The following is a 17,060-nucleotide window of genomic DNA, read 5'->3' as shown; positions in this document are numbered from 1 at the left end:
CTACACGTAACGCGGGTCGGTGCCAGGGCTCGAGCCCGCGAACACGCACACACGGTGGAGGTCCATGCGGGTCATCCTTGCAATTGTCGCGTTCAGGTCCACTACCGCCGCCGCCCTGCCGCGACGCCCGAGAACGCAGGCGCCACGGTCGCGCCGCGATGCGGCACACTGATCCTCGAACATGCGTGCGACCCACGCCAGGACTAGGGAATGACCATGGATGCTGAGGCGAGAGAACAGATCGTCATCAGAGCGTTCGTCGCGGCGGCGAACACGCTGACCACCGAGTACGACGAGGTCGAGCTGCTCGACACGCTCCTCCACGATTGCGTGGGCATTCTTGGCATGAAGGCGGGCGGCCTGCTGCTCGCCGACGCCGACGGCACGCTCCAGTACATCGCATCCACGGATCGTGCTGCGGCGTTTGTCGAGGTGATGCAGCTGGACGCAGGCTCCGGTCCGTGCATCGACTCCTACCGCAGCGGCGAAAGGGTCTCGGTGGCCGACATCGCCGAGGAGCGTGCGCGGTGGCCCGAATTCAGCAGCGCGGCAAAGGCTCTGGGTATCCGCTCCGCGCTGGCCATCCCCATGAAGCTGCGTGGAAAGGTCATCGGCTCGATGAACCTGTTCGGTGAGCACACCGGCCGTGTCAGCGAACGGGACGCGGAGCTGGCGCAGGCGCTCGCGGACGTCGCCACCATCGGTCTGCTGCAAGAGCGCCTGGTGCGGGAGGGCAAGGTGGTCGAGGAGCAGCTCCAGCGCGCGTTGGACAGCCGGGTGCTGATCGAGCAGGCCAAGGGAGTGATCTCCGGCTCGTTGTCGATCTCCATGGACGAGGCCTTCCGAGTGATGCGAGCCTACGCACGCCAGCGCAACCTCACGCTTCACGGAGTCGCTCAGACCCTGAGCTCCGGTGAACTCAGGGCTGACGACCTTGGTGTCACGGCGGAGCTGCACAGCATGTAGCGGTAGCGCTCGGCAACCGGCGGCTGTGCTTCCGGCGTGTTAGTGTCCGGAGGAGTTGCTCCAGACCTCGGCAACGCACCTGTCCGTGCCTTCCCGAGGAGCCCCTTGACTGACCTGTCTGCCGGCGACAGCGCCGCAACCAACTCCGAGGCCGAGCACCGCGTCACTCTCGAAGACGTGCTCGAACGCCTCGAACGCATCAAGCAGATTCAAGAGTTCGATCGCCGCGTCGCGGCCGCAGCCTGTGCGCAGGCAACGGCCCCACGGGACCGGAACGTCGCCGAGCCCCGCACGGCGGTGATCTTCTCTGACGAGCCGTGCGGCACGTGCGGCGAGGTGCACGTGCCCGCCTAGCCACCGATCTCGACCACACGCTGCGGGAATGTACGAGGAACGATGCGGGTTGATGACGGCGACCGAAGCACAACGGCCCCACAGAAGGGGCCGCACAAGAGAGGAACTGCTGTGATCATCCTTGGTCTGATTCTCTTCCTGATCGGCGTCCTGGCCTCGATCCCGATTCTGACGACCATCGGCATCGTGCTCCTCGTCGTCGGCCTGGTTCTCATGCTTCTGGGCCGTTCCGGCCGGAGCATCGGCGGGCGCAAGCATTGGTTCTGACCTGACAGCGGTTCTGAGCCGGACGCGAACGCCGTAGCGGGGCGATGACGTCCCGCTGACCGAGAGGCGAGTGCGTGGGGAACCACCCCGATGCGCTCGCCTCTCGTCGCGTTCGGAGGAGGGCGAGCCGCAGGGGAGCCCCTCAAGCAGAACGCCTGGTATCCTTGAACCTGTGCCCGGCCCCTGGTCAGGCATGCGTCGCAGATTGCTTCCACTTCTCGCCAGCGCCCGGTCCCAGACACGGACCACTCGCCAGGCTCGTAGAAATCCTCTCTTCGGCGAACGGACGCGCGGACCCGCGCGATTCGCCACCATCGCCGGTGCCCTGACACCAGGGATCTCACGCGCGCTGCGACTAGCCAGCCCGCGCATCGGCCGCAAGCCTGAAAGGCTCCGCAACCCGTATGACTACGACCTTCGCCGACCTCGGCGTGCCCACCCCGCTCACCGACGTCCTCGAGCGCGACGGCAAGACTGCCGCGTTCCCCATCCAGGCCGACACCCTTCCTGACACGCTCGCCGGGCGTGACGTGCTGGGCCGCGGCAAGACCGGCTCCGGCAAGACGCTGGCATTCTCGCTGCCCATCGCCGCACGCCTGGGCGCCAAGGGGGGCCGCGCCAAGCCCGGCCGCCCCCGCGCGCTCATCCTTGCCCCCACGCGCGAGCTCGCGACGCAGATCGACGCCGTTATCGCGCCGCTCGCCGCAGCCTACGGCCTCACGACCACCACGATCTTCGGCGGCGTGAGCCAGCACCGCCAGGAGGTCGCCATGCGCCGCGGCGTCGACATCGCCGTGGCGTGCCCGGGTCGCCTCGAGGACCTCATGGGTCAGCGGATCGTGAGCCTCGACGACGTCGAGATCACCGTCCTCGACGAGGCCGACCACATGGCCGACCTGGGCTTCCTGCCCGGTGTGACGCGCATCATGAACGCGACGCCCACGTCCGGCCAGCGCCTGCTGTTCTCCGCGACGCTCGACAACGGCGTGGACAAGCTCGTCAAGCGCTTCCTCGACAACCCCCGAACGCACTCGGTGGACTCCGCCGAGAGCCCCGTCGAGGCCATGACGCACCACGTCTTCCACCTCGGCAGCGCCGATGCGAAGAAGGACGTGGTGCGCGCCCTCGCCTCCGGCACGGGTCGCCGAGTCCTGTTCATGCGCACCAAGCACCACGCCAAGCGCCTCGCGCAGCAGCTCACCAAGGACGGCATCCCCGCCGTCGACCTGCACGGCAACCTGTCGCAGAACGCGCGCGACCGCAACCTCGCGGCCTTCGCGTCCGGCGAGGCCAAGGTGCTCGTGGCGACCGACGTCGCCGCGCGCGGCGTGCACGTCGACGGTGTCGAGCTCGTGGTCCACGTGGACCCGCCCGCCGAGCACAAGGCATACCTGCACCGCTCGGGCCGCACGGCTCGCGCTGGTTCGTCGGGCGATGTCGTCACGCTCGTGCTGCCCGAGCAGAAGCGCGATACCGCGCAGCTGCTGCGCCAGGCCAAGATCACTGTGACGCCCGTGCAGGTCAACGCGACCTCGCCCGCCGTCCTGTCGCTCGTGGGCGAGGTCGCGGCGTGGGTCGACCCGGCCATCGCCGCCAAGAAGGCAGCGGCGCAGCCGCAGCGACAGGGTGGCGGCCGAGGCCGTGGCCAGGGTGGTCGTGGCCAGGCTGGCCGCGGCGGAGCGGGTGCTGGCTCGACCGGCGGCGGTCGTCGCCGTCGCGGGCGCGGCAACGGCTCGGCCGGCGGCCAGGGCCAGGGTGCCGGTCGTGCTGCGGGTACGGGCGCATCGGCCGGTTCGAACGGCCACCGCAACGATGCCGGTCACCAGTCGGCGAAGCCGGCGCAGGCTGGCGGTCGCTCCGGTGGCGGGCGCAGCCGTGGCGGCTCATCGCAGGGCGGCGGCTACCGTTCGGCTGCTGACTTCTCCTCGGGTCGCGGCGGGCGTCGCTCGCGCTGATCCCCACGTGCCTTGACGCTGCCCGGGTGCCACATGGCACCCGGGCAGCGTCGTCTCGTGGCGGCGCACGGCTCGCCTGGCGCTGCGGTGCCGGCAGCGCGGGACCCGGCACCCGCATCGGCCTGCACCCACCAGCGCCAGCCGCACCCTGACGCGCCACGCGACCCGTCGCTAATGTGAGCCGCATGGCACCTGGACCCACGCGCTCGCTGCGACCGCATCGGCTCATCCCCATGTCGGGCAGGGACCCGGGGGATGCGCACCGTTCGGCGACGCCGCTTGAGCTGCTGTACGACCTGACGCTCGTGGTCGCGTTCTCGATCGCCGGGTCGCAGTTCGCCCACAGCCTCGCGGCGGACCACGTGTGGTCCGGGCTGCTCGCGTTCCTGTTCTGCATGTTCGCGATCATCTGGGCGTGGATGACGTACGCGTGGTTCGCGTCCGCCTACGACACCGACGACTGGGGCTTCCGCATCGCGACCCTGGTGCAGATGCTCGGCGTCACGATCCTCGCGCTCGGGATCGGCGACCTGTTCGCCGGCTTCGACGAGGGAGTGCTCGACAACGACGTGATCGTCGTGGGCTACGTCATCATGCGGCTGTCGATGATCAGCCTGTGGCTGCGCGCCGCGCGTGACGATCCCGAGCATCGCTCGGTTCTGCTCGGGTACGTCAAGGTCATCGGAGCGGCGCAGCTGGGCTGGATCGTCACCGCGTTCGTGCCGCTGCCCATGCCGGCGCTGATCGTCCTCATGGCGGCGCTGTACGCGACGGAGGTGGGCGGATCCGCGTTCCTCGAGTCCCGTGAGGGGCGGCTGCCGATCCACGCGCACCACATCGCCGAGCGGTTCGGGCTGCTCGCCATCATCACCTTCGGCGAGGTCGTGCTCGGCACCACCACCGCGGTCGAGGCCGTCACGACGGAGGCCGGGTGGACCGCCGAGGCCGGCGTCCTCGCCTTCTCCGGCATCACCATGGTCGTGGGCATGTGGTGGGTGTACTTCTCCATCCCTTACGGGGAGATCCTGAGCCGGCGCCGCGACCTCGGGGTGCGGTGGGCGTACGCGCACCTCGCGATCTACTCGGCCATCGCCGCCGTTGGCGCGGGTCTGCACGCCGTCGCGTACTACCTGGAGCATCACAGCGAGCTCGGCGCGATCGGATCCACGCTGACGGTCGCGATCCCGCTGTGCGCGTACGTGATCGCGGTGTACATGCTGTTCCACCTGCTGCTGCCTGGTCGCGATCCGCTCCATGTGTGGCTCATCGTGGGCACCGTCGCGTGCATTGCCCTGGCAGTGGTCCTCGCCCTCACGGGAGCGTCGATCGCGTGGCCCGTGCTGGTGCTGACCGTGGCGCCGTGGATCAGCGTGGTGGGGTACGAGGTCCACGGCGACGGCCACATCCGTCGGGCGCTCGAGCGGCTATGACAGTGCTGAGTGCCCTCGCCGCGGGATGAGCAGCGCGACGCCCAGCGCCACGGCGACCACCAGGACGGTGGTCTGAGCGATCGCATCGGACCGCGACATGTGGTCGAGGTGCGTGACGTGGTACGCAAAGTGCAGGACACCGAACACCGTCCACGCGATGCCGAGCAGGCGATAGCCGATGCGCGAGCGCCACACCAGTCCGGCGACGCTCGCCGCTCCTAGAGCGAGGTACATGGCTCCGTGGTCACGCACCAGGTGCTCGTTGTATGGGCCGTCCTGGGAGACCCACTCGCCCAACACGCTGGGGAAGTGGTCGAAGAACTCCTGGGGGAGCGCGTAGGACCACAACCCCACCACCGCGGCGATCACGACGCTCGCGGCCAGCGCGGCGGTCTGCCACCAGGCCACCCCGCTATCGGCGAGGCCCGTCTCCTGGCTCAGGCGTGCTGATGATGTGCTCATGTCTCCTCCTCAGGCCGCGATGGGCGCGGCATCCTGGGTCGTATCGCTGGAGTCCTCCGGCGACGGCGGTACGGGCTCGCCGCCGGTGACGAAGGCGCGCCGAGGATCGGTGCGCTGGGGCAGCGCCACGATGTCGCGACCGAACACGGCCGCGACGAGCCACACGGCGAGCACGTGCGCCTTGCGCTCCCACGACGGGATCGCGAGTACGTGATAACCGCGGTGGATGAACCACGCGGGCAGCCCCTTGATCACCAGGCGGCGGAACTGGAAGATGCCGTCGCCCAGCCCGAGGGTCGCGACCACGCCGATGCTGCGGTGACGGTAGGGCCGGGGCTCGCGCCCGCGCAGGACGGCGACGATGTTGCGAGCCAACAGCTCGGCCTGACGCACGGCGTGCTGCGCATTCGGCACCGTGGTGATCGCGGCGTCGCGGGACAGCGCCAGGTCGGGAACCGCGGCGTCGTCGCCGGCAGCCCACGCGTCGGGGACCACCTTGACGCCGTCGCGCACCCGCAGGTCCGCGCCCACGGTCACCCGGCCGCGCGCGTCGAGCGGCAGGTCGCTGTGGCGAGCGACCACTGGGTTCGTGGCGTTTCCCGCCGTCCACACCAGCAGGCCCGTGTCGTAGGTGACGCCGTCGGACAACTCGACGTGCCCGTTGACGGCCGAGACCAGGCTGGTGCTGAGGTGCACGCGCGCGCCCTTGTGCTCGAGCCGGGACACGACCCATCGGCCGGGCCGGTCGCTGACCTCGGGCAGGATCCTGGGCGCGGCCTCGACCAGGTGGAAGGCCACGTCCTCGCGGTTGAGGGTGGGGAAGCGCCTGACCAGCGAGCGCGCGAGGCCCATCATCTCGCCCAGCACCTCGACGCCCGAGAAGCCACCGCCCACCACCGTGACGGTCAGCAGTCGATCGCGCTCGGGACCGGCGGGCAGCTCCGCAGCTTGCTCGAACGCGAGCACCAGGCGATCGCGGATGGCCGCGGCCTCCTCGACGGTCTTCAGGCCGATGCCCGTGTCGAGCAGTCCTGGGATGGGCAGGGTGCGCGTCACTGCGCCGGCGGTGGTCACCACGGTGTCGTAGGGCAGGTCGTAGGGCTCGCCGTCGAGCGGCGCGATGGTCGCCGTGCGGGCCGCGTGCCGCAGCTCTACCACGGAGCCCGCGATCACACGCGTGCGCCGCAGGTGACGTCTCAGCGAGACGGCCGCATGGCGGGGCTCGATCGATCCCGCCACCACCTCGGGGAGGAACGGCTGGTAGGTCATGTGCTGACGCGGGTCGACGAGCACCACCTCCGCCTCGCCGCGGCGCAGGCGCCGCTCGAGGCCCCACGCCGTGTACAGCCCTGCGTAGCCGCCGCCGATGATCAGAATCCGGCGCATCGTCCTCACCTCTCCGGTTGTGCTCCTGTGTGCCGTCACTGACTCGACGACGCAGGGGACCGGAATGTGAGGGTCAGCGCCAGCTGGTGAGCTTGTCGGGGTTCCGCATCAGCCAGACGTCGGACACCCGCTCGCCTCGCACGCCCAGGACCATCACGGTATCGACCACGCCGTCCTCGCTCACCACGAATCCCAGTCCGTCCGCCGTGGTGATCGGGTCGACGGTGACCTGCGGACGCTGGGTGAGCACTCCCAGGATGAACCTCGCGACGTTCGCGGCTCCATGCACGGGGCGGCGCGCGGCGCTGACCTTGCCGCCGCCGTCCGAGGTGAGCGTCACCTCGGGGTCCAGCAGCGCGACGAGGGCCTCGAAGTCGCCCGTACCGGTGGAGGCCGCGAAGGCGGCCGCCACGGCGTCGTGGCGCTCGCGGGGAGCGGCGTCACGGGTGCGGGCACGCACCTTGCGCCGCGCCGAGGACGCGAGCTGCCGGCTCGCCGCGACCGAGCGCCCCACGGTGTCCGCGACCTGCGCGAACGGCAGCTCGAAGACGTCGTGCAGCACGAACGCCACACGCTCGGCCGGCGTCAGCGTGTCGAGCACCACCTGCAGCGCCATGCTCACCGAGTCGTCGAGCGTGACGCGCTCCTGCGGGTCGACGGTGCTCGTCGCACTCGCCACGGTCGGCAGCGGCTCGGGCAGCCACGGGCCCACGTAGGTCTCACGGCGAGCCCGAGCCGAGCCCAGCATGTCGAGGCAGATCCGTGACGTCACCCGCATCATCCACGCGCCGGGGTTATCGACCTCGCCGCGCTGCGCGTCGGTGAGCCGCACCCACCGCACGAAGGCCTCCTGCACGGCGTCCTCGGCGTCGCTGACGCTGCCGAGCATGCGGTAGGCGAGCCCGCGCAGCGCAGGCCGCTCGGCGTCGAGGGCGGCGGTCACCGCGTCATCGTGCATCTGGATCCCGCTTCCGTGAGACGCCTGTCTCGTTCATCGATCGGTGCCGGTGGGCGCGTCGATCCCGTCGCGAGAGCCCACGATCTCCGAGGCCGGCAGCGCGCTCCTCAGAGCCTCGCGCACGTCCTCGCTCAGCGCAACGTCCACCGCTGCGGCGTTCTCCCGGACCCGTGAGCGCCGCCGTGTGCCAGGGATCGGCACCACGCCCTCCGCCATGACCCACGCGAGCGCCACCTGAGCGACCGTGACCCCCAGGTCCGCGGCGATGGCCTCGACCCGAGCGACGAGCGCGCGGTTCGCGTCGAAGGCATCCGGCGCGAATCGCGGCAGTCCCCGTCGCGCATCGTCAGGGGCGAGGTCGTCGAGGCTGCGGACGCCATCGGTGAGCACGCCGCGCCCGAGCGGGGAGAACGCGACGAAGCCGATGCCGAGCTCGTCGGCCGTGTCCTTCTCGCCGTTGTGCAGGATGTCGCGCGCGAAGAGGGAGAGCTCGGACTGGATGGCCGCGATGGGATGCACCGCGTGTGCCCGGCGCATGGTCGTCGCCGAGACCTCGGACAGGCCGAGGTGGCGGACCTTGCCCTCGCTCACCAGCTCGGCCATCGCGCCCACGCTGTCCTCGATGGGCACGGCCGGATCCGCCCGGTGAAGGTAGTACAGGTCGATGACGTCGACGCCCAGGTGCCGGAGCGAGCGCTCGCAGGCTCGCCTGATGTACTCGGGCGTCCCGTTGCGGCCATGCACCGTGCCGTCGTCGTCGGTCTCCGCGGATGCCTTGGTCGCGAGCGTGATGTCCTCGCGGCGGTCCTTGAGCGCGCGACCGCTGAGCTGCTCGTTCGTGAACGGTCCATAGGCCTCGGCGGTGTCGATGAACGTCACGCCCAGGTCCACCGCATGGCGCAGGGTCGCGATCGACTCCTGCTCGTCGCTCGCGCCGTAGAAGGCGCTCATGCCCATCGCGCCCAGGCCCATGGCGGAGACGGTGAGTCCGTCGCCCAGCGTGTGCTGTCTCATGAATCCTCCTCGTCCTCTCGTGTCTCAGTGGTGGCCGAGCAGGGCCTGCGACAGCGTCCACAGGCGGTCGGCTCCGTCGGGGTCGAGCGCATAGCGCGCGACCGAGCGGCCGATCTCCTCCGGACCGTCCGGACGCGCCTCGACCACGTGTGCTGGAGCGTTGTCGCTCAGGTACTGGGCCTCTCCCGCGGCGAGCAGGGGAGAGACCGCGGCGAGGACGGTGGTCGACGCTCCCTGCTCGACGGTCTTCTGCAGGTGTGCGGGCGTCGCGAGCGTCCCGCCCACGTGGCGCTGGAGCCTGGTGGCGATCGCCCCGGGGTTGACGGCGTGAGCGACGATGCCGTCGTCGGCCCAGCGGTGCGCGATTCCCACGGCGAGGAGCACCTCGGCAGTCTTCGCCTGGCCATACGCCGTGAGCGGGTCGTACGGGCGGAACCGGATGTCGACGTCCTCGAAGACGACGGGGCTGAAGAGATGCCCGGAGGAGCTGACCATGATGACCCGCGCGCCGTCGCCTGCCGCAGCGAGCGCGCCGCGCAGGCGCAGAGTGAGGTCGGCGTGACCGAGGTAGTTGGTCGAGAGCTGCATCTCGTGACCCTGGCCGTCCCTCGTCAGCTCGGGGATGCGCATCACGCCGGCGTTGTTGATCAGCAGGTCGAGCGGACCCGTCCAATCCTCGGCGAACCGAACGACGGACGCACGGTCGGTGTGCTCGAGCTGCTTGACCTGAACGGCGCGGCCATCGGTCCGCGACGAGATCTCCTCCGCGACGCGTGCGGCGTCCTCCAGGTCGCGCGCCGCGATCGTCACCTCTGCCCCTCGAGCCGCGAGCACACGCACTGTCTCGACGCCGATGCCCGACGCACCACCGGTGACGACCGCGCGCTTGCCGCTGAGGTCGGCGCCCTGGCTGACGCCCTCTGCGGTGTGGTGGGCGGTAAACGGACTGTCGATGATCCGATGCATGCTGTGTCTCCTCTCGCCCCTCACGACGACGCAGGCCGCTCGAATGTGAGGCTCACACTCTGGACAGCTGCGTCGTCGTGAGTTCAAGCGCTCACCGCGAGCGCCGCACACAGTGAGGAGCAGACATGAGGATCGCAGTCGCAGGAGTCACGGGGCTGTTGGGCTCCATGGTCGCCGAGCAGGCCCGCAGCCGGGGCCACGAGGTCGTGCCGATGGCGCGTTCGCTGGGCGTCGACGTCGTGACGGGCGAGGGGCTCGAGGATGCCCTCGTCGGCGTCACCGCCGTGGTCGACGTCACCAACGTGGGCACCATGAAGGCCGATGCGTCGGTCGCCTTCTTCGAGCAGGCCACCCGGACGCTGCTGGCGGCCGAGCAGCGAGCAGGCGTCGAGCGGCACGTCGCCCTGTCGATCGTGGGCGTGGAGCGCGCGCCCTACGACTACTACGCCGGCAAGCGCGCTCAGGAGCAGGCGATCGAGGCAGGGGGCGTGCCGTGGACCATCCTGCGGGCCACGCAGTTCCACGAGTTCGCGGCGCAGGTGTACGCCATGGCCAAGGCCGGTCCGCTCCACCTCGCTCCCAAGATGCGCACCCAGCCCATTGCCGGGCGCGAGGTGGCGTCGCGGCTGGTCGACCTCGCCGAGTCCCCCGCGCTCGGCGGATATGTCGAGCTCGCCGGCCCCCGCGAGGAGTCCCTGAACGACATGGTGCGAGCATGGGCGCGGGCCTCGGGCCACCGCGGCTGGATGCCGAGCGTGGGCCTGCCGGGTCCGCTCGGCAAGGCGCAGCGTGACGGCGCACTGCTGCCCGACGCCGGCGCGGAGATCGGCTCGGAGACCTTCGCCGAGTGGCTCGACAGGACCACGGGAACGGCGTAGGTCGGCCCGCGCAAGCGACCCTCGCTGACGCGGCATCGGTGCGTGTCGCTTACCCTGGAGGCGTGAGCATTCAGGAGGTGGTCGGCGCCCGGTGCGCCGGCATCAGGTTCTAGCGCCCCGGCCGTGCCCCCCCCGGGCACGGCTGACGTCGCTGACCCCTGGCAACCTCCGCCCGCGCGCCGCGATCGCCGCGCGCGGGCGTCACCGAAAGTGACATCTCATGCTTCCCCTGACCGAGTCGACGCTGCGCGCGTCCTTCATCAACGCCTCGCGCCGCGAGGTGAACGACCTGACCCTGCCCGCCGGCCTCGACGCCATCGACTGGGCATCGCTCGAGTACCTCGGGTGGCGCGATCTCAGGTTCGAGCGCCGCGCCTACGTGGTGATCCCTCTGCTCGACGGCGGCCACTGCGGACTCGTGCTGCGCCACCCGGGATCCTCGCCGCGCACCCGCACGCAGTGCTCGTGGTGCCAGGACGTCACGCTGCCGAACGACGTGGTGCTCTACACCGCCAAGCGCTCCGGCAAAGCGGGTCGCAACGGCGACACCGTCGGCACGCTCGTGTGCGAGGACTTCCAGTGCTCGCGCAACGCGCGGCGGCCACCGCGCGCGTTCTACGAGGGCTTCGACGCGGAGGCCGCGCGACAGGAGCAGATCGAGAGCCTGCAACTGCGCGTGATGGCCTTCGCGGCCGAGGTCTAGTCCGCATGCCAGTGCCCGGGCGCCGAGAGGCGTCCGGGCACTGGCACGTGCGGGGTGTCGCTCAGGCCCCAACAGACTCGGTGGCGGGACCGCGAGAGGCCGCGAGCGCATCGGCCGTCGCTCCGTCCGGCTCCGCCGCGAGCGCGCGCCACCTCTCGGGCCGCACGCCTTTGACGATCAGCCACACCGCGAACGACAGCTCGGCGGGGATGGCGAGCACCATCACGAGCGCCTCGGCGACGCCGGCCGCGCCGGGCAGCACCATCGGGGCGAGCGAGTCAAGGAAGTAGCCGGCAGAGGCGGCGATCAGCAGCCAGCCGATCGCCGCGGGCACGAGTCGCGACCGCACGACGAGGAGCCCGAGGAACAGCACGTGCAGCGCGAAGGGGAGGCCCCACACGAGGATGCCGAACTCGTACGCCTCCATCGACGCGAGGACGACGGTCTCGCGGCTCGCGAGAGCCATCTCCGCGTACACGCCCGTGCCGGTCGCGGCGGACAGGGCGATGAAGCTCGGCACGAGGTTCACGGCCTGGATGACGGCCTCGGCGGCGCGGGTGAGCGCCGCGCCCAGCGCGAGCGAGCGGCTCACCGGGCGGAACAGCGCGAACAGCAGCGCAGCGAGAATCAGCTCGATGGCGACCACGCCCACCTCGGCGAGCATGCCGAGCCGGAACAGCTGCTCGTTCTGCGCGATGGCGAAGGTGGCGGACTCGCCCTCGCCCAGGCTCGTGACGGGCGACTTGCCGATCAGGAAGCCGAGGGGAGCGAGAAGGAAGATCGCGGCGTAGAGCTCGCCAGCGGCGCGGCTCGTGCGCTTGATGGAGCGGTTGGTGGCAGTGGCATGCATGGGTTCTCTCCTGCGGTGTTGTGCTCAGTCGTGGGGCGTCAGCCGTCGACGACGATGACGGACTTGCCTTGGGTGTGACGGCTGCCGATGTGCTCCATGGCGTCCGCGAACCGCGACAGCGGGAAGGTGCGGTCGATGACCGGGATGACAGCGCCGGAGGCGACCATGTCACGCACCGCGGCGAGGCCGGCCTGGGACGAGCCCGCCACCAGCATCGTCAGCCTCTGCTTCACGAACGGGTTGAGCAGCATCGCGCGAATGGTGCGCGAGAAGCCCATGGTGACGCGCCCGCCGTTGCCGCCGACGATCACGGCGGTGCCGCGAGCCGTGAGCAGGCGGCGCAGCGAGCGCACGGGCCGGTTGCCGGCGAGGTCGATGACGGCGTCCCAGCTCTGACCCATGTCCTCGATATCCTGGGCGGCGTAGTCGACCACCTGGTCGGCGCCGAGTCGGGCGACGAGGTCAGCGTTCCGCGCCGATGCCACGGCGGTCACGTGCATGCCGTGCGCCTTCGCGATCTGGACGGCGAAGGTGCCGACCGCACCTGAGGCGCCCAGCACGAGCACCCTCTCGCCGGCCTTGGCGCCGCTCTCCTCGACCACGGCCCGGTAGGCGGTGAGGCCCGAGACCGGGATCGCAGCGGCGTCGACGGTTCCTAGGGCGTCTGGGGTGCGGACCAGGTGAGCGGCCTCCGTGACCGCGTACTGCGCGAAGGCGCCCTGCGCGAAGCCGAGCACACGATCGCCAGGAACGAACGCATCGGCGCCGCTGGAGACCTGGTCGCCGACGGCGACCACTGTGCCAGCGACCTCGTTGCCGAGGACCGGCAGCTTGGGTCGAGCGAGACCATACGCCGGGCGGGCGATGTACGGCAGGCCCTGCATGGTCAGCCAGTCGCCGATGGCGATGCCCGCGGCCTCGACCTTCACCAGCACCTGCGTGGGGCCGGGGGAGGGGATGGGGGCCGATGCGATCTCGACTGACGAGCGCGCGTCACCGAAGGACCGGTGAAGCGCGGCGGTCATGGTGACGGGGTACGACGCGGTGATCTGCGGGGTGTTCTCGGTGGTGGCGGTGCGGGCGGTGGCGGTCATGGCCGTTCTCCTTGGTGTCGTGGTGGGTGGTGGCCCGGGGCGGATCACTCCGGGTCGATCTGCCGGAAGAGGGTGAGCTGAAGGCCAGCCGGTCCCTCGAGACGCGCGTTGAGCGAGCCCCAGGGGGTGCGGGTGGGAGGCGCGACCTGCTCGGCGCCGGCGGAGAGGGCGCGGTCGGTGGCGGCGTGCGCATCGGCGACCTCGAGTCCCACGCGGATGTCCCGGGAGACGTCGCGACCCACCTCGAGCGAGTCGATGAGGTGGCGCTGGCGACTGTCGATGAGCTCGAGGGTCGCTCGGCCGGCATCGAGGACGACCACGCGGGCGGGGCCGTCGTCGGTGTCGGTGGTGAGGTCGAGCTCGGGGGTCAGACCCAGTGCGTCTCGGTAGACGTCGAGGGCGGCGACGATGTCCTCGGCGTGGACCACCAGGCGGAGCTGCGTCGCGCCGGTGGGGTCCTGCTGTGACTTCGCGGTCATGGTGGTGATCCTCCATGTGCGTCGCAGTTTTGCGTACTTAGTACGCCTGATAGGCTCGAGAGTAGGCGTACTAAGTACTCACTGTCAACAGATCCGGGAGAAGTCGTGGCGAAGAGGGAACAGAGCGAGGCGCCAAAGCAGCGCCCTAGCAAGGCAAAGCTGTCCACGGTGGTCGTTCTCGCGACGGGCGTCGAGCTGGCTGACCGCGATGGGCTCGAGTCCTTGACCATCCGGTCGCTGGCTGCGGAGCTTGGGGCCAAGCCCATGTCGCTCTACCGCCACGTCGAGAGCAAGGACGCGCTGCTCGACGGAATGGTGGACAGGGTGATCGCTGAGATGGAGCCGGCGAGCGCGGAACTCGAGTGGCGCGAGGCGATCCGGCGGCGCTGCGAGTCGGCGAGGCAAGCGCTGGTCCGTCATCCGTGGGCGATCCCGCTGCTTGAGTCGCGCTCGAATCCGGGACCTGAGCTCCTGCGCCATCACGAAGCGACGCTCGCCGCGCTCACGCGCGGCGGGCTGCCGCTGTGGTGCATCGCTCATGCGTATGCGCTGCTGGACTCGTTCGTCTACGGCTTCGCGATGCAGGAGGCTTACCTGGGCGCGGCGCAGTCCATTGGCGACTCGGCCGAATCGTACGGCAACTCGCACGCCGAGGACGTTGCTGGCTCCCTCGAGGACGTGCTCGACGGGCAGGAGTTCCCGCACCTGCTGCGCTTCGCATCCGAACATGCGATGCAGCCGGGGTACAGCTTCGGCGCGTCGTTCGAGGTGGGGATCGACCTCATCCTCGACGGTGTGACGCGGCTCGCCGAGGGCTGATCGTTCGGCCAGCGGTCGCAGACCGAGCGCCCTGCCAGCGCCCTTGCATGGAAGCACCATCCGCGTTCGAATCGAAGGGCACGCACGCGCCGGCGCGTCTGCGCCGGCTCGCCACGCCAGTAGCGAGAGGAGCGATGCCATGCGACACACCCACCTGGCCGCCGTGACCGCGGCGGGAACCCTCTTGGTCACCGGGTGCGCTTCCGAGGACGCGGAGCCGCCGGTCTCGACCACCACCGACACCGCCACCGACACGGTCACGGAGGAGGCGACCGTCACGCCGTCGCCAGACGTCTCGGTCACGACGGCCACGCCTCGGCCCTCCGAGACCATCGTCACCACGCGCGAGCCCACGGACGAGGAGCCGCCCGAGGACGAGGCTCCCTTCCCGGCGGACCGCGCGGATGACACCGCTGACGCAAGCGCAGACGCGCGCCTGAGTCCCACCAACCTCAGGTTCGGCTACCACGAGGACTACGACCGGATCGTGCTCGATCTCGCCGGACCCGGTGAGCCCGGGTGGAGGGCCGGCTACGTCGACGAGCCCGCCCTTGCTGGCTCGGGTCAGCCGGTGGACCTGGACGGGGACGCCTTCCTGCGCATCGCGGTCGACGGCGTGGTCCACCCGACGGAGGACGGAGCGCAGGAGTACCAGGGCCCCGACCGGATCGATCCCGATCCCGCCGGGATCGTCGAGGAGGTCGTCTACGGCTCCGTGTTCGAAGGCGAGACGGAGGTCTTCGTGGGGCTGTCCTCCGACCAGCCCTTCCGAGTCTTCCGGCTCGAGGATCCCACCCGGGTCGTGATCGATGTTCAGCATCCCTGAGCTGCCCGCAGGAACGGTGCTTGGGTGACGCACGACCGCCCGTCCGGCGTTAGTGTCGAAGCATGAGCGATCTGGACAACGACCGATTCATCGCCGCCAAGCAGAAGCTGTCCGCGGAGCAGATCACCGCCATCGTCGCCGAGCGCAAGACCTTCCTCCCGCCGGAGGTGGGCAGCGAGCTCGCGGTGCACGGCGCGGCGACCGAGGAGGACATCACCGGCGAGCCCGGGCCCACGTGGGTGGTCGCGCCAGAGTTCCGCGACTTCCTCAAGCGCAGCCTCTAGTCAGGCGCCGCGATCGTCGAGCGCGGCACGCACGCGCGTAGAGAGTTCATCGAGCGCCGCCGACGTCCTCACGGGCGGCGGCACGGCACCGCCCTCGAGTGAGCGAAGCTGTTCGGGCAGCGAGGCGAGGCCACGCTCGCAGCGTTCTCGCGCATCGGCCATCGACGGCGCCTGACCCATGCGCCTCCCTCCCGACATCGCGTGCTCGAGCAGAGGGCGTCCGGGCAGCTCCTCGCCGTCCAGCCCGATCACGTCGTGATCGAGAAGTCCGTCGCGCTCGACGCGCCACACCTGCTTGCGCCCCGGCAGCGAGTCCTTGCCGGTCGAGAGCTTGAGCACGGGCCGCCCGTCCGCCTCGGCGAGCTTGTAGACGGCGCTCAGCGCGGGCGCATCGGCGCTGACGCCCATCTGCGTGCCCACGCCGAACGAGTCGATGGGCGCCCCCGCGGCGATCAGCTCGGCAATGCGATGCTCGTCCAGGTCGCCGCTGACGACGATGCGCACGTCGCCGCACCCGCCCTCGTCGAGCACGGTCCGCACCGCGCGCGACAGGTTCGCGAGATCGCCCGAGTCCAGGCGAACGCCGCGCAGGCGCACGCCCTCGTCAGCGAGCTCGCGCGCCACCTCGACGGCGTGGCGGGCGCCCTGGACGGTGTCGTAGGTGTCGATCAGCAGCACCGCGGAGGTGGGGAAGTCGCGCGCGAACGTGCGGAACGCCTCGCGCTCGTCCTCGAACGCCATCACGTACGAGTGCGCCATGGTGCCGCTGAGAGGGATCCCGTACAGCTTCCCGGCCAACACATTGCTGGTAGCCGATGCGCCCGCCAGGTATGCGGACCTCGCCCCCTTCACAGCGGCCTCGGGCCCGTGGGCGCGCCGGGAGGCGAAGTCCACGAAGCTGCGCTCGCCTGCGGCGATCGCGACGCGCGCCGCCTTCGACGCGATGGCGGTCTGGTGGGCGACGGTCGACAGCAGCGCCGTCTCGACTATCTGCGCCTCGATGAGCGGCGCCTCGACCCGCACGAGCGGCTCCTCGGGAAAGCACACCTCGCCCTCGGCCACCGCCCACACTTCTCCGGTGAAGCGGAATCCCGCGAGGTAGTTCAGAAAGGCCTCGTCGAACGTCCCGAGCGACCTCAGGTACTCGACGTCCGCCTTGCTGAAGCGCACCTGCTCGAGGTAGGCGACCGCATCGGCGATCCCTGCGGCTACCAGGTACCGCCGCGACTCGGGAAGCGACCGCACGAAGAGGTCGAAGACCGCCGGCCCGTTCATGCCCTGCGCGTGGTAGCTCGCTGCCATCGTGAGCTCGTATTGATCGGTGGCGAGCGCGCTCGCGGCCGCGCCGCTGTCCGGAGGCGTCATGCCT

General features: G+C 70.4%; 19 protein-coding genes. 10 read left to right on the top strand and 9 right to left on the bottom strand.

The genetic code is table 11. From position 1 onward, the window contains the following. Positions 1–216 precede the first annotated feature (216 nt). From B7K22_RS10680 to B7K22_RS10665, 5 genes are all read left to right on the top strand, one after another. Positions 217–966: a GAF and ANTAR domain-containing protein gene (locus tag B7K22_RS10680; RefSeq protein WP_084040501.1), complete on the top strand. Its 750-nt coding sequence runs from the start codon at positions 217–219 to the stop codon at positions 964–966. Positions 967–1,071: 105 nt separating this feature from the next. Continuing rightward, positions 1,072–1,320 (top strand): hypothetical protein, encoded by a 249-nt coding sequence (locus B7K22_RS10675; RefSeq protein ID WP_084040226.1) that lies wholly within the window; start codon positions 1,072–1,074, stop codon positions 1,318–1,320. Between the two features lie 111 nt (positions 1,321–1,431). Next, positions 1,432–1,587, top strand: a complete 156-nt coding sequence (locus B7K22_RS12255; RefSeq protein WP_200807432.1) for a DUF6131 family protein — start codon at positions 1,432–1,434, stop codon at positions 1,585–1,587. 404 nt (positions 1,588–1,991) lie between these two features. After that, positions 1,992–3,542 (top strand): DEAD/DEAH box helicase, encoded by a 1,551-nt coding sequence (locus B7K22_RS10670; protein WP_084040225.1) that lies wholly within the window; start codon positions 1,992–1,994, stop codon positions 3,540–3,542. A gap of 185 nt (positions 3,543–3,727) precedes the next feature. Further along, positions 3,728–4,972: a low temperature requirement protein A gene (locus B7K22_RS10665; RefSeq protein WP_200807431.1), complete on the top strand. Its 1,245-nt coding sequence runs from the start codon at positions 3,728–3,730 to the stop codon at positions 4,970–4,972. Here B7K22_RS10665 and B7K22_RS10660 read toward each other — a convergent pair. The 5 genes from B7K22_RS10660 to B7K22_RS10640 all read right to left on the bottom strand — a co-directional run bounded on the left by B7K22_RS10660 (position 4,967) and on the right by B7K22_RS10640 (position 9,758). Further along, positions 4,967–5,434: a hypothetical protein gene (locus B7K22_RS10660; RefSeq protein WP_084040224.1), complete on the bottom strand. Its 468-nt coding sequence runs from the start codon at positions 5,432–5,434 to the stop codon at positions 4,967–4,969. The two genes, B7K22_RS10665 and B7K22_RS10660, sit on opposite strands and share 6 nt — an antisense overlap. Positions 5,435–5,443: 9 nt before the next feature. Further along, positions 5,444–6,820 (bottom strand): NAD(P)/FAD-dependent oxidoreductase, encoded by a 1,377-nt coding sequence (locus B7K22_RS10655; RefSeq protein WP_084040223.1) that lies wholly within the window; start codon positions 6,818–6,820, stop codon positions 5,444–5,446. 73 nt (positions 6,821–6,893) lie between these two features. Then, the gene (gene sigJ, locus B7K22_RS10650; RefSeq protein WP_234983464.1) at positions 6,894–7,763 is read right to left on the bottom strand and encodes an RNA polymerase sigma factor SigJ; all 870 of its coding nucleotides are present in this window, start codon (positions 7,761–7,763) and stop codon (positions 6,894–6,896) included. A 48-nt stretch (positions 7,764–7,811) separates the two neighbouring features. Then, complete coding sequence (locus tag B7K22_RS10645; protein WP_084040221.1) at positions 7,812–8,792, bottom strand: aldo/keto reductase; 981 nt, start codon at positions 8,790–8,792, stop codon at positions 7,812–7,814. A gap of 24 nt (positions 8,793–8,816) precedes the next feature. Next, positions 8,817–9,758 (bottom strand): SDR family NAD(P)-dependent oxidoreductase, encoded by a 942-nt coding sequence (locus B7K22_RS10640; protein ID WP_084040220.1) that lies wholly within the window; start codon positions 9,756–9,758, stop codon positions 8,817–8,819. A gap of 125 nt (positions 9,759–9,883) precedes the next feature. Here B7K22_RS10640 and B7K22_RS10635 point away from each other — a divergent pair, with 125 nt between their 5' ends. Both B7K22_RS10635 and B7K22_RS10630 read left to right on the top strand, forming a co-directional pair. Beyond that, positions 9,884–10,636 carry an SDR family oxidoreductase gene (locus B7K22_RS10635; protein ID WP_084040219.1) on the top strand — a complete coding sequence of 251 codons (753 nt, stop codon included), beginning with the start codon at positions 9,884–9,886 and terminating at the stop codon, positions 10,634–10,636. Between the two features lie 220 nt (positions 10,637–10,856). Next, positions 10,857–11,339: an FBP domain-containing protein gene (locus B7K22_RS10630; protein WP_084040218.1), complete on the top strand. Its 483-nt coding sequence runs from the start codon at positions 10,857–10,859 to the stop codon at positions 11,337–11,339. A gap of 61 nt (positions 11,340–11,400) precedes the next feature. Here the strand turns inward: B7K22_RS10630 and B7K22_RS10625 are convergent, their stop codons facing one another. The 3 genes from B7K22_RS10625 to B7K22_RS10615 are packed head-to-tail and all read right to left on the bottom strand — an operon-like array spanning position 11,401 to position 13,762. After that, a complete protein-coding gene (locus B7K22_RS10625; protein WP_084040217.1) occupies positions 11,401–12,189 on the bottom strand; it encodes a DUF4386 domain-containing protein in 789 nt (262 codons plus the stop codon). A 38-nt stretch (positions 12,190–12,227) separates the two neighbouring features. Further along, on the bottom strand, positions 12,228–13,283 hold the full coding sequence (locus B7K22_RS10620) for an NAD(P)-dependent alcohol dehydrogenase (RefSeq protein WP_084040216.1): 1,056 nt from the start codon (positions 13,281–13,283) through the stop codon (positions 12,228–12,230). Between the two features lie 44 nt (positions 13,284–13,327). After that, complete coding sequence (locus tag B7K22_RS10615; RefSeq protein WP_084040215.1) at positions 13,328–13,762, bottom strand: glyoxalase/bleomycin resistance/extradiol dioxygenase family protein; 435 nt, start codon at positions 13,760–13,762, stop codon at positions 13,328–13,330. 168 nt (positions 13,763–13,930) lie between these two features. Between B7K22_RS10615 and B7K22_RS10610 the strand changes: the two genes are divergently transcribed. The 3 genes from B7K22_RS10610 to B7K22_RS10595 all read left to right on the top strand — a co-directional run bounded on the left by B7K22_RS10610 (position 13,931) and on the right by B7K22_RS10595 (position 15,691). Next, complete coding sequence (locus B7K22_RS10610; RefSeq protein ID WP_234983463.1) at positions 13,931–14,581, top strand: TetR/AcrR family transcriptional regulator; 651 nt, start codon at positions 13,931–13,933, stop codon at positions 14,579–14,581. Between the two features lie 139 nt (positions 14,582–14,720). Beyond that, entirely contained in the window at positions 14,721–15,407 is a 687-nt protein-coding gene (locus B7K22_RS11965) for a hypothetical protein (protein ID WP_144276394.1), read from the top strand. Positions 15,408–15,469: 62 nt separating this feature from the next. Then, positions 15,470–15,691, top strand: coding sequence for a hypothetical protein (locus tag B7K22_RS10595; protein ID WP_084040211.1), 222 nt, complete (start codon positions 15,470–15,472; stop codon positions 15,689–15,691). Here the strand turns inward: B7K22_RS10595 and B7K22_RS10590 are convergent, their stop codons facing one another. Next, entirely contained in the window at positions 15,692–17,056 is a 1,365-nt protein-coding gene (locus tag B7K22_RS10590; protein WP_084040499.1) for a nicotinate phosphoribosyltransferase, read from the bottom strand. Positions 17,057–17,060 lie beyond the last annotated feature (4 nt).

It is taken from the genome of Demequina sp. NBRC 110053 (assembly GCF_002090095.1).
GTDB lineage: Bacteria > Actinomycetota > Actinomycetes > Actinomycetales > Demequinaceae > Demequina.
Note: the sequence above shows the minus strand (reverse complement) of the source record. Positions and strands in the feature narration are given on the sequence as shown.

Bases quoted from the DNA above. Each gene is read 5' to 3' on its own strand.
- B7K22_RS10680 (WP_084040501.1), top strand. From the start codon at position 217: ATGGATGCTGAGGCGAGAGAACAGATCGTCATCAGAGCGTTCGTCGCG.
- B7K22_RS10670 (WP_084040225.1), top strand. From the start codon at position 1,992: ATGACTACGACCTTCGCCGACCTCGGCGTGCCCACCCCGCTCACCGAC.
- B7K22_RS10665 (WP_200807431.1), top strand. From the start codon at position 3,728: ATGGCACCTGGACCCACGCGCTCGCTGCGACCGCATCGGCTCATCCCC.
- B7K22_RS10660 (WP_084040224.1), bottom strand. From the start codon at position 5,434: ATGAGCACATCATCAGCACGCCTGAGCCAGGAGACGGGCCTCGCCGAT.
- B7K22_RS10655 (WP_084040223.1), bottom strand. From the start codon at position 6,820: ATGCGCCGGATTCTGATCATCGGCGGCGGCTACGCAGGGCTGTACACG.
- B7K22_RS10645 (WP_084040221.1), bottom strand. From the start codon at position 8,792: ATGAGACAGCACACGCTGGGCGACGGACTCACCGTCTCCGCCATGGGC.
- B7K22_RS10640 (WP_084040220.1), bottom strand. From the start codon at position 9,758: ATGCATCGGATCATCGACAGTCCGTTTACCGCCCACCACACCGCAGAG.
- B7K22_RS10635 (WP_084040219.1), top strand. From the start codon at position 9,884: ATGAGGATCGCAGTCGCAGGAGTCACGGGGCTGTTGGGCTCCATGGTC.
- B7K22_RS10630 (WP_084040218.1), top strand. From the start codon at position 10,857: ATGCTTCCCCTGACCGAGTCGACGCTGCGCGCGTCCTTCATCAACGCC.
- B7K22_RS10625 (WP_084040217.1), bottom strand. From the start codon at position 12,189: ATGCATGCCACTGCCACCAACCGCTCCATCAAGCGCACGAGCCGCGCC.
- B7K22_RS10620 (WP_084040216.1), bottom strand. From the start codon at position 13,283: ATGACCGCCACCGCCCGCACCGCCACCACCGAGAACACCCCGCAGATC.
- B7K22_RS10615 (WP_084040215.1), bottom strand. From the start codon at position 13,762: ATGACCGCGAAGTCACAGCAGGACCCCACCGGCGCGACGCAGCTCCGC.
- B7K22_RS11965 (WP_144276394.1), top strand. From the start codon at position 14,721: ATGCGACACACCCACCTGGCCGCCGTGACCGCGGCGGGAACCCTCTTG.
- B7K22_RS10595 (WP_084040211.1), top strand. From the start codon at position 15,470: ATGAGCGATCTGGACAACGACCGATTCATCGCCGCCAAGCAGAAGCTG.
- B7K22_RS10590 (WP_084040499.1), bottom strand. From the start codon at position 17,056: ATGACGCCTCCGGACAGCGGCGCGGCCGCGAGCGCGCTCGCCACCGAT.